Source organism: Calyptranema fuscum S582 (genome assembly GCF_055793305.1).
The window spans coordinates 1-10,000 of the sequence record NZ_JBSLYH010000099.1 but is presented as its reverse complement, the minus strand read 5'-3'; the positions used below and the strand labels follow the sequence as shown (position 1 = coordinate 10,000).

Sequence of the window (10,000 nt, the reverse complement as noted above, 5' to 3'; positions counted from 1 at the left end):
GGTTGAGGAATGGGAAGTTCTAAACGAACAACATCGTCTTCGTCCGTTGGGCAAGTATCGAGGCTTTGTGGTGCGATCGCTGGAAAGGATCTTAAATCCGACAGCGCAAAAGGTTTTAAGGAGTAACTGGCGGCTTTTAGAGGAGTGTGTGAACGTTGGTAATGTCTGTGACCGATTTCATTTACAAACAACCTGCCCGACTCCTGGCGATTTAGAGGCATTGTTGGAAGCAGTGCCGGGTTTAAGGTTGGTCGCTGAATTGCCGACGGATCGAGAACAGCGTCACGATATCCTGTGCGATATTATCAATGCGGCTGTGCCGATCGCCCTATGGTCAAGTCAGGCTTGCAGTTGCACGGCTGCGGAAAGGCAGGCTGAATTTGATAATCTGCTACAAGACAGCCATCTGAGTGACTTTACCAACCTGGCTCAACAGTGGAGGGTGAGACGAACCCAGCCTGACAATGCCGTCATCCAACACCTTAGATTACTCTGCGATTGCCCAGACCGCTGTCCTACATTGCCAGATCCCAAGCGAGATGAAGACCTGCTTGTTGCCTCTTAACCCCCACTCTCAAACGCCATGACCTGGAAATACTTCTACGGTAACTGCGATGATCAACCCAATCCCCTGTCGGATCTGCCCGATCGCCCACCCTGGCGAGAATTTTTACCCAGAGCAGCCGTCGATCTAGCCAAAGATGCAGCCTACTGGGAAAAACTTCGTGAGTTAGCAGCACTAGATCCTCGTTCGACGCAGCGTGGAAAAAGTTTTCGGGTACAAACCGATGAAGCGGGTTATTCCGTCGTGGTTGATGCCGTCAATGCCGCGATTCATCTACGTCGTCCTCTGCTGGTGACGGGGTCTCCAGGGTCTGGGAAGACATCGCTTGCCTATGCCATTGCCTATGAGTTACAGCTTGGTTCTGTGCTAACTTGGGCGGTGACAGCCCGATCAAACCTCGCAGATGCACAGTACCGCTATGATGCGATCGCCCGTTTGCAAGATGCCCAGCTCGACAAAACCCATCAAGAACGGGATGGAGAGACGCCCCAGGAAGAGGGTGACATGGGAGACTACATTCAGCTGGGGGCAGTAGGCACTGCATTTTTGCCCTCCCTCTTACCACGAGTGTTGCTGATTGATGAAATTGATAAGAGTGATCTAAATTTGCCCAACGACTTGCTCAATTTGTTTGAAGAAGGAGAGTTTGAAATTCCGGAACTGGTGCGGCGAAAACGCCGTCGAGGCGAGGCATCTGATCAGGACGTGACGGTGATGGTGCGAACGGCGGATAAGAATATGGAAGCGCCCATCATCAACGGTCGGGTGAAGTGCTGCGAATTTCCCATTGTCATCATGACGAGCAATGGCGAACGCGAATTTCCCCCCGCTTTCTATCGCCGTTGTTTGCGGGTGAAGATGCCCAATCCTACTCCCGAATCGTTGATGCCGATTGTACGATCGCACTTTGATCAAGCGGATGCCAATGGTTGGACGAAGACCCAAGAGAATCTCATGACCTTGATTGGTGAATTTCTCGACAAAGGTAATAAAGCCGATCGCGCTACTGACCAACTGCTCAATGCGATTTATCTGATGACTCGTGAAGAAAGCCCCAGTCAAGCAGAAATGAAACGGTTACAAAATCTGCTGTTTAAGCGTCTGAACGAGGCAGACTGATGTCAACTTCGGCAGAGATAGGGGCATCGAGAGATCGCATCTGTGAGCTAGTGACACTGCTGGCTGAGGAGCAGAAATGGACGAGCATCGAGATTGCAGAGACACTCTGGTTAGCTTTGCAGATTCAATCTGTAGCTGAAGTTGTGCCCGATGAGCCTCAGGATCGGGGATCTGAACCACAGGAAGAGTCTGCTCTAGAGGATCTAGAGGAGATTACAACCGACGAGAAACGAGACGAGGAACTTTCTGTTGCTCCTGCTCCTGCTCCTGCTCCCGCTCCAAGGATTGATGTGACGATTCCTACACCGAAGGCAGAGGTTTTACCGCCCCAAGTGTTGCCCGTTTGGATTCCTGATCCGCCAATGTTAACGGATGCTTTGGCGATGATTCGAGCACTCAAGCCATTGCTTCGGCAGGTGGCTGCGGGGGGTAGGGGGCAATTAAATGAGGCAGCGACCGTAGAGCACATTGCCCGCACCCGATTGTGGCTACCTGTTTTGGAGCCCAAACAAGAGCCGTGGTTTGATATTGTCCTGGTGGTCGATCGCAGCTCGTCTATGCACATTTGGCAGCGACTGGTAGAGGACTTGGTGCGCATTTTGCGTCGCTATGGAGCTTTTCGAGATGTGCAGGTGTTTGATCTGGAGGTTAACAGCGAGGCTCAAAACTCAGAAGAGAAAGTGTTGCTGCGATCGCACCCCGATCGTCCTGGTCATCGTTTTACGGAGTTAATTGAGCAGCGGGGACGGCGCATCGCGATTATTCTGAGTGATTGTGCGGGGAAATATTGGTGGGATGGTTCATTGCTGCCGATGCTACAAACCTGGTCAAAGGTTATGCCCACGGTGGTCTGGCAAATGTTACCCGAATGGATGTGGGAACGGACGGCTCTAGGTCGGGGGACTGCTGTAGCACTTAGTAATGATAGTCCTGGTGCTGCCAATCAGCGATTGATTGTGCGGCTGATGCAGCCAGAGGTTCCGGATGATGCTAAACAGCGATCGCCGTTACCCGTCGTAACCAGTGAGGTGCGCGACCTGACGAACTGGAGTCTGATGGTGGCTGGCGATCGCCGTGAAGTAACACCCGGTTTTTTGTTGCCGCAACGGGGTGGGCAGATTCCCCAAGTGAAAAATATTGAGGACATGGCTCGCGATCGCGTTGAGCAAAATCCTGATATAGACGGTAATGATGATATCGCAACCGCTATTGCTGAGCAGATCGAGTCCATTGCTCGCGAACGGATTCAGCGGTTTCGACAGTTGTCGTCTCCCCAGGCGCGTCGTTTGGTCATGTTATTGGCGGCAGCTCCGGTGATTACCCTGCCGGTGATGCGGCTGATTCGAGATTCTATGTTGCACGAAGTGCGATCGCCGTTGCCTGTGGCAGAAGTATTTCTCAGTGGGTTAGTGCAGCGATTGCCGGGGCAAGAGCAAGTTGAGCCAGACGTGGTGCAGTACGATTTTCTCCCCAAGGTGCGTGAAGTGTTGCTTCAGGTGTTGCCAGAGGTAGACACCATTGAGGTGCTCAACAGTGTATCGGCAGCTGTGGAAAAGTGTTGGAATCAGGTTTCTCAACAAGATTTTCGTGCATTTCTCATGAATCCTCGTCTGGAAGCGCCAGAGGGTTTAGCAGGAGTGCGATCGTTTGCCAGCGTCACAGCAGATATTCTAGAACAATTAGGAGGAGACTATGCCCGCTTTGCCCAGCAGTTGCGTCACGGCTCAGGAGAAGCGCAGCCTTTCGATCCAGAACCAGAATTTCCTGGCATCCCGCCCCTCGAAGACTTTAGCTTTGAACCACCCACCATTGTCTTTGAAGAAGATACAGCAGACCCCGAACTGCCCCCCATCGAAATGCAGTCGGTAGTAGTCGCCACTATTACCATTGAGCATCTCCAACGTTTTGAGTTTCAGATCGCGACATTAGCAAAGCAAAAGCATCCGTGGGTTTTAAACTATCGCCCTGGGGAGGCTCAGCGATATTTTGAGCCCCTAAGAGAGGGTGTTGAGCTAGAAATGGTGGCGATCCCGGCAGGTGAGTTTTTAATGGGGTCACCGAAAAATGAACCCGGACGCTCTGACAGAGAAGAGCCTCAGCATCGAGTCAAAGTTTCAGACTTTTATATGGGGCGCTATCCGGTCACCCAAGCCCAGTGGCGAGCCGTGGCAGCCATGCCCCAGGTGGAACGAAATTTAAAGGCGAATCCATCACGGTTTAAAGGAGATGATCGTCCAGTAGAGAACGTTTCTTGGTATGACGCGGTAGAGTTTTGTGCCCGTCTCAGTCGTCAAACAGGCAGCGAGTATCGCTTGCCCAGTGAGGCAGAGTGGGAATATGCCTGTCGCGCCGGAACGACAACGCCGTTTCATTTTGGTGAGACGATTACGACCGACCTGGCTAATTACAACGGCACCTATACCTATGGGGATAGTTCCAAAGGGGAGTATCGCCAGGAAACGACTCCGGTTGCTCAATTTGGGGTTGCCAATGCATTTGGACTGTCTGACATGCATGGCAATGTCTGGGAATGGTGCCAAGATCCCTGGCATGAGAATTATCAAGGAGCACCAACTGATGGCAGTGTGTGGTCGGAAGGTGGAAGTGATAGTGCTTTTGTACTGCGCGGCGGGTCTTGGTACAATTTTCCGAGGGATTGTCGGTCTGCGTACCGCGATAGGAACGACCCCGTCAGCAGGCTCAACTTCGACGGGTTTCGTGTTGTCTGCGCCGTCCGTAGACCGCAGGGCTTCCCGTAGGGTGGACTCCGGTAGCGCTTTGCCCTTCTTGCGCTGTTGCCCTCTGCTTTTTTTCACCGCAGAGACGCAGAGAACGCAGAGAGAGAAAAATCCTTTGCGCCCTCTGCGCCTCTGCGGTGTACCATCACTCCTTAAAACCTCCCCCACTTTTTCCCTATGGCCAGCTCATCGCCTCCCCAAATTAAAATTGCTCGACGCACCATCGAGGTGCCCTTCTTCCGAGAGCGTTTGAGCGACACTGTCACCATCGAGATGATGCAGATCCCAGCCGGTGAGTTTGAGATGGGGTCACCAGAAAACGAACTGGAGCGGTCAAATACCGAAAGTCCACAGCATCGAGTCAATGTTCCAGGGTTCTTTATGGGTAAATATCCTGTCACCCAGGCTCAGTGGCGGGTGGTCGCCGGGTTTCCGCAGATAGATCGAGAGCTAAAGACTGATCCATTCCGTTTCGAGGGAGAGAATCGACCGGTAGAGCAGGTAAGTTGGCATGATGCCATGGAATTTTGTCAGAGACTCTCTACCCACACCCAACGCCCCTATCGGTTGCCCAGTGAGGCTGAGTGGGAATATGCTTGTCGTGCCGGAACCACAATGCCGTTTCATTTTGGTGAGACGATTACGACCGACCTGGCTAATTACAACGGCAGCTATACCTATGGGGATGGCTCTAAAGGGGAATATCGCCAGCAAACAACTCTGGTGGATCAGTTTGGGGTTGCCAATGCCTTTGGGTTATGTGATATGCACGGCAATGTCTGGGAATGGTGTTTAGATCATTGGCATGAAAATTATGAAGGTGCTCCGATAGATGGGAGTGCCTGGTTAAGTGAGAATGAGAATCAATATCGTATACTACGCGGCGGGTCTTGGGACAACTATCCGAGGAATTGTCGGTCTGCGTGCCGCTATAGGAACAACCCCGACTTCAGGTACAACCACATCTACGGTTTTCGTGTTGTCTGCGCCGTCCGTAGACCGCAGGGCTTCCCGTAGGGTGGACTCCGGTAGCGCTTTGCTCTTTTTGCCCTTTAGCCCTTTGCTTTTTTTTCACCGCAGAGACGCAGAGACGCAGAGAGAGAAACCCTTTGCGCTCTCTGCGTCTCTGCGGTGTAATATCATTCCTTAAAATTATTCACCAACCGTCGAATCCCTTGCTTCAAAACTGGCATATTGGTAAGCAGCAATGCTGAACAGTTTCTACCCCCAAACCCTATTGTCCCAAACCTCTTCTTTCCATGCCCAAACTCACCATCAAACGCCAAACCCAAACGAACCGGCGCTTTTTTGAAGACCTCGGTGAGGGTATTCAGCTAGAGATGGTCTTGGTGACTGGCGGATCTTTTGAAATGGGTTCATCGTCTGGTGAACCAGATCTCTTGGGTCGGGAATCGCCACAACATACGGTTACAGTGCCAACATTTTTCATGGGACGCTATCCCGTCACCCAGGCGCAATGGCGACAGGTGGCAGCCATGCCTCAGGTAGAACGCTCGTTAGATCCTGATCCTTCCAGGTTCAAAGGGGATAATCGCCCCGTAGAGCGGGTCAATTGGTATGATGCGGTGGAATCCTGCGCCCGTCTCAGCCGTCAGACCGAACGCTTATATCGTTTGCCCAGTGAAGCGGAATGGGAATATGCCTGTCGTTCTGGGACGACGACTCCCTTTCATTTTGGTGAGACGATCACACCTGACCTGGCAAACTATCATGCAACTGAAACCTATGGTCTTGGAGTGGTAGGCGAGTATCGCCAAAAAACTACACCAGTCGATCATTTCAATGCCCCCAATACGTTTGGACTGTCTGACATGCATGGCAATGTCTGGGAATGGTGCCAAGATCCCTGGCATGAAAATTATCAGGAAGCACCAATCGATGGGAGTGTGTGGATGAAAGATGGAGGTGATAGTTCACATGTGCTACGTGGCGGGTCTTGGGGCAGCCTTCCGAGATCTTGTCGGTCTGCGTACCGATTAAGGGGCAACCCCGTCAGCAGACTCAACAACGACGGTTTGCGAGTTGTCTGCGCCGTCCGTAGAGCGTAGAGCTTCCGCAGAGGATGACTCCTTATCTCGTTTGGCTAAGCGCTGATGTCGAAGCCTTTGCCCTTCTTTCGCTGTTACCCTTTGCTTTTTTTTCACCGCAGAGACGCAGAGAGCGCAGAGAGAGAAAAATTCTTTGCGCCCTCTGCGTCTCTGCGGTGCAGATCGTTTTCACTCCCCTCGCAGCAATTCATCGATCAGCTTTTGGATTTGTTCTATCTTTTGCTTGGCTTCTGGGCTGGGGCTATCGAGCACCGCTGAATTACTTAATCGCTCCCAGGATTTTTGTACATGAGATCGAAGGGAATTTTTTTTACCTGTTTTCTTACCCGTCTCATTCTGCTTTTCCAGTAACGTTCTCTTTTCTTCTCGGATGCGCTTAACGGAGGGGTTGTCTTGGGCAACCCAATTCAAAAGCTGCTCTCGAAGTATCCGGTCTTTCACAGCTCCAATTTCCAGCGCTTTCGAGGCATCGATCTCACCGCGCTCAACCGCCTGAGCTACATCGTCTGGCAGACTTCTAAATTTGATGAGTTGTGTCCGAAACGAGGAAAGTGTTCCTTTTTTGTAGTAGTCCAGTACCGCCTGGTAGCATTCTAGGTGACGTGAGACATCGCACGTCATCTCAGTCTGCCGTTTCTTCGCATTACTAAAGGTATTTAGATCTCGTTCTACCTCTGCGGCAGTCACGCCTGCTTCATCTGCCATTATTTCGATCAGACCTTCGGCTTCCTCCAGGGGGTTGAGATTGGCTCGGATGAGATTTTCATTGAGTCGGATACGACGGATTTGTTGTTCATTCAGATCTGCTCGCACTTCAGCAGGAATCGTCTCCTTCCCCAACGCTGCCATTGCCCGAGAGCGAGAGGCACCGTAGACTAGCTCATACTTAAAGCCATTGTTTCGTTCTGGGTGATCGTCCGCCAAGAGAGTAACGAGAACAGTACCTTGAAACCCGTTATTTTTGATGGCGTCTTGGAGTTTTTCGATCTCTTCGGTATTAAAGAATTTGCGAGGTTGTGGCGGCTGATAAATCTCCTTTAGCGGGATCTCGCAGATGGATGCGCGGTCTACGGATGTTGGCGCTGGGTTTGAGTCGTCGTTACTGTCAGAAAAAAAACCGCCCAGAATGGAAGACATTCCCGTGATATTCATTGCTTTTTGAGATTGACTCATAGCTGCTCTCCAATCTTGGCGGCGATTCTTCGTAGGGGTTTGAGGGCATCATGACGATGAGCATAGAGGGCAAGTGGCAGATGTTCAGCTTGCGCGTTACTCACATCAGTACGCCGGGGAATGGGTTCAAAAATTTCGGTGCCTTGAAAAAATTCAGTTTGTTTAAGTTGGGTAAAAATGTCGTGAATCGCTTGAAGTGCCCGCTTGCCTTGGGAGGTGCGTTCATCATGCATGGTGGGTACAACTCCAATCACACGCAGGGTACGGTTGACCTTGCGACTTAACTCAAAGGTAGTTTTCAGTAAATTGGTGGTTGCCTCAACCGATTTGTACTCCGTTTGAATAGGAACTAGTAAATAGTCCGCAGCTACCAGACAGTTGATTGAGAGCAGTCCCAAACTCGGGGGGCAGTCGATTAAGATCACCTGGTAGTGGTCGTGAATCTTGGCAATGGCTTCTGAGAGACGATACTCACGACGCAGTTCAGCCGCAAGCTGAAGTTCTGCTTGGGCGAGATAGATATTGGTCGGTGTGATATCACACCAAATATCTTCGTTGTGGACAATCGGCAAAGGTTTCTCGTTCAAAAGACTGCTTAAAACAGTTTCCTCAAATGAAAATGGGTCAAGTCCCATAAATGTGGTGAGCGAGGCTTGAGGGTCCATGTCGATCGCCAACGTCGAGAGACCTTGCTCTTTTGCCAGGTGATAGGAGAGGTTCATGGTAAGCGTGGATTTGCCAACCCCCCCGCTCATGTTGAAGAGTGCAATGACCTTCGCCATCTATTTCCTTAGAAGAGTGCAGTTATAGAAACTATAAAACGGGAGCGCAGCGCCGTCGAGAGGGCGATGACGTGAGACGTCTCACGTCATCAAAAATAACTTGCTTGAGAGTAGTTTAATTGGGTATTTCTGGCTTTCTGGCTTTGGTTTATCCCAGAAAATAAGCATTTTTTATGATCTTTGCGTTTCTGTGTATCTGGAGTAGGCTATCTAAAATCTTGAATCCTCAGGGCTTAATGCAAAGCTCCTTCATAGCAATGTAGTACTGCCACCAGCATTATTTATATTCCTTAGATCGCAGAATTGATGAACCGAAGTGTCGATTCAGAAGTCAGGATATCTTGACAAAAGTTGGCAGAATTTCCTTAATTTTTGAGATTTTTTCTCTGAGCACCTTGAATCTTGAAGAAGAGCTTGAGTAGGGTTTACCGCCGTGTATTGCCATAAGCATAACTCCGAAATTTGTTAAGGATCATGGATCAATTAACCTGTAATTCTGTTTGAGAGAGAGACAGCAAAGCCGTCGCTCTCTCAAACAGAATTAGGTTTTATAAAATCCACGAGCCTAAGAACAGAATTGGGTTGGGCTTAGTCGGATCAACGATAGCTATCTTGTGACAGTGATTTGGAAGGTAACCAGAAAAACTAGTACATCTAAAAAATTAAAAACAATGAGATTTTCTAGATTCTCTCTCCGTCAAGTTTTCAAAGCTATCTCTTGTATTTTCATCATAACTATTGCTGTGCTTTGCACAATCATTGTGCCAGTAAGAGCAGACTCAATAACTACGGAAAATAAAAATTACAAATTAGTTTTGGCAGAGGCAGATGCGCCAAAAGTTAATCAATCCCAGCAAAACTTCAAGATTCAAGGACACATCACTAAGATTCCTGTAAATGTTGTATCGGAAGCAACATTGGATGTGGACTTTAATTTAGAGGGTGATCAGGTTTTCGGTAACTTCACTCTTGACGAACAATTTCCTGATGTATTTTTTGGCTTCAAGCAAAGAAAAACAATTGGAAGCCCTAAAACTCTTCAAATTGATGCTCAGAGTAAACGTGCTGTCATGACGGATTCCGATGCAACACAGGTTATAAATACTTGTAGTTTCATAGGGACTGTGAGAATGACTTTGGTGGATGGATCTTCATCTCTGTTAGATTCCTTAACCTTTGAATTCATCCCTAACAGCGTTCCTTCACCCCTGCCAGCTACCTGTTTTGGATATAGACCAGAACAATTAAGCTTCAGTCAAAAAGAGTTGGCGCAAGACTTCATTAGGATTGAAGTGGTCGAACCTATACCTATACCAGATCCTGGGCAGGGTAATGTTCCGACCCCGACTCCAACCCCGACTCCAACCCCGACTCCAACCCCGACTCCAACCCCGACTCCAACCCCGATTCCAACCCCGACTCCGACTCCGACTCCAGCTCCGACTCCAACTCCGACTCCGACTCCAGCTCCGACTCCGACTCCGACTTCAACCCCAACTGGAGGTAGTTCCATCACGCTACCTCCTACATTATCTAGTATTCAATCAGTAATCA

At 49.8% G+C, this 10,000-nt stretch carries 7 protein-coding genes and 1 pseudogene; 6 read left to right on the top strand and 2 right to left on the bottom strand.

From position 1 onward, the window contains the following. From ACR6Z4_RS31700 to ACR6Z4_RS31680, 5 genes are all read left to right on the top strand, one after another. On the top strand, positions 1-565 hold a 565-nt coding region (locus ACR6Z4_RS31700), incomplete at its 5' end, for a VMAP-C domain-containing protein (RefSeq protein ID WP_479721315.1). 18 nt (positions 566-583) lie between these two features. Beyond that, positions 584-1,684 carry an AAA family ATPase gene (locus ACR6Z4_RS31695; protein ID WP_479721314.1) on the top strand — a complete coding sequence of 367 codons (1,101 nt, stop codon included), beginning with the start codon at positions 584-586 and terminating at the stop codon, positions 1,682-1,684. Further along, positions 1,684-4,443: an SAV_2336 N-terminal domain-related protein gene (locus ACR6Z4_RS31690; RefSeq protein WP_479721313.1), complete on the top strand. Its 2,760-nt coding sequence runs from the start codon at positions 1,684-1,686 to the stop codon at positions 4,441-4,443. The genes ACR6Z4_RS31695 and ACR6Z4_RS31690 overlap by 1 nt, the downstream gene beginning before the upstream one ends. 156 nt (positions 4,444-4,599) lie before the next feature. Further along, positions 4,600-5,439: a formylglycine-generating enzyme family protein gene (locus ACR6Z4_RS31685; RefSeq protein ID WP_479721312.1), complete on the top strand. Its 840-nt coding sequence runs from the start codon at positions 4,600-4,602 to the stop codon at positions 5,437-5,439. A 242-nt stretch (positions 5,440-5,681) separates the two neighbouring features. Next, positions 5,682-6,491 carry a formylglycine-generating enzyme family protein gene (locus ACR6Z4_RS31680; protein WP_479721311.1) on the top strand — a complete coding sequence of 270 codons (810 nt, stop codon included), beginning with the start codon at positions 5,682-5,684 and terminating at the stop codon, positions 6,489-6,491. Positions 6,492-6,659: 168 nt separating this feature from the next. Here the strand turns inward: ACR6Z4_RS31680 and ACR6Z4_RS31675 are convergent, their stop codons facing one another. Both ACR6Z4_RS31675 and ACR6Z4_RS31670 read right to left on the bottom strand, forming a co-directional pair. Continuing rightward, the gene (locus ACR6Z4_RS31675) at positions 6,660-7,664 is read right to left on the bottom strand and encodes a ParB/RepB/Spo0J family partition protein (protein WP_479721310.1); all 1,005 of its coding nucleotides are present in this window, start codon (positions 7,662-7,664) and stop codon (positions 6,660-6,662) included. Next, entirely contained in the window at positions 7,661-8,446 is a 786-nt protein-coding gene (locus ACR6Z4_RS31670) for a ParA family protein (protein ID WP_479721309.1), read from the bottom strand. Before ACR6Z4_RS31670 ends, ACR6Z4_RS31675 begins: the two co-directional genes overlap by 4 nt. Positions 8,447-9,060: 614 nt before the next feature. Here ACR6Z4_RS31670 and ACR6Z4_RS31665 point away from each other — a divergent pair. Beyond that, positions 9,061-10,000 (top strand): annotated as a pseudogene (locus tag ACR6Z4_RS31665) (hypothetical protein); the annotation flags it as partial.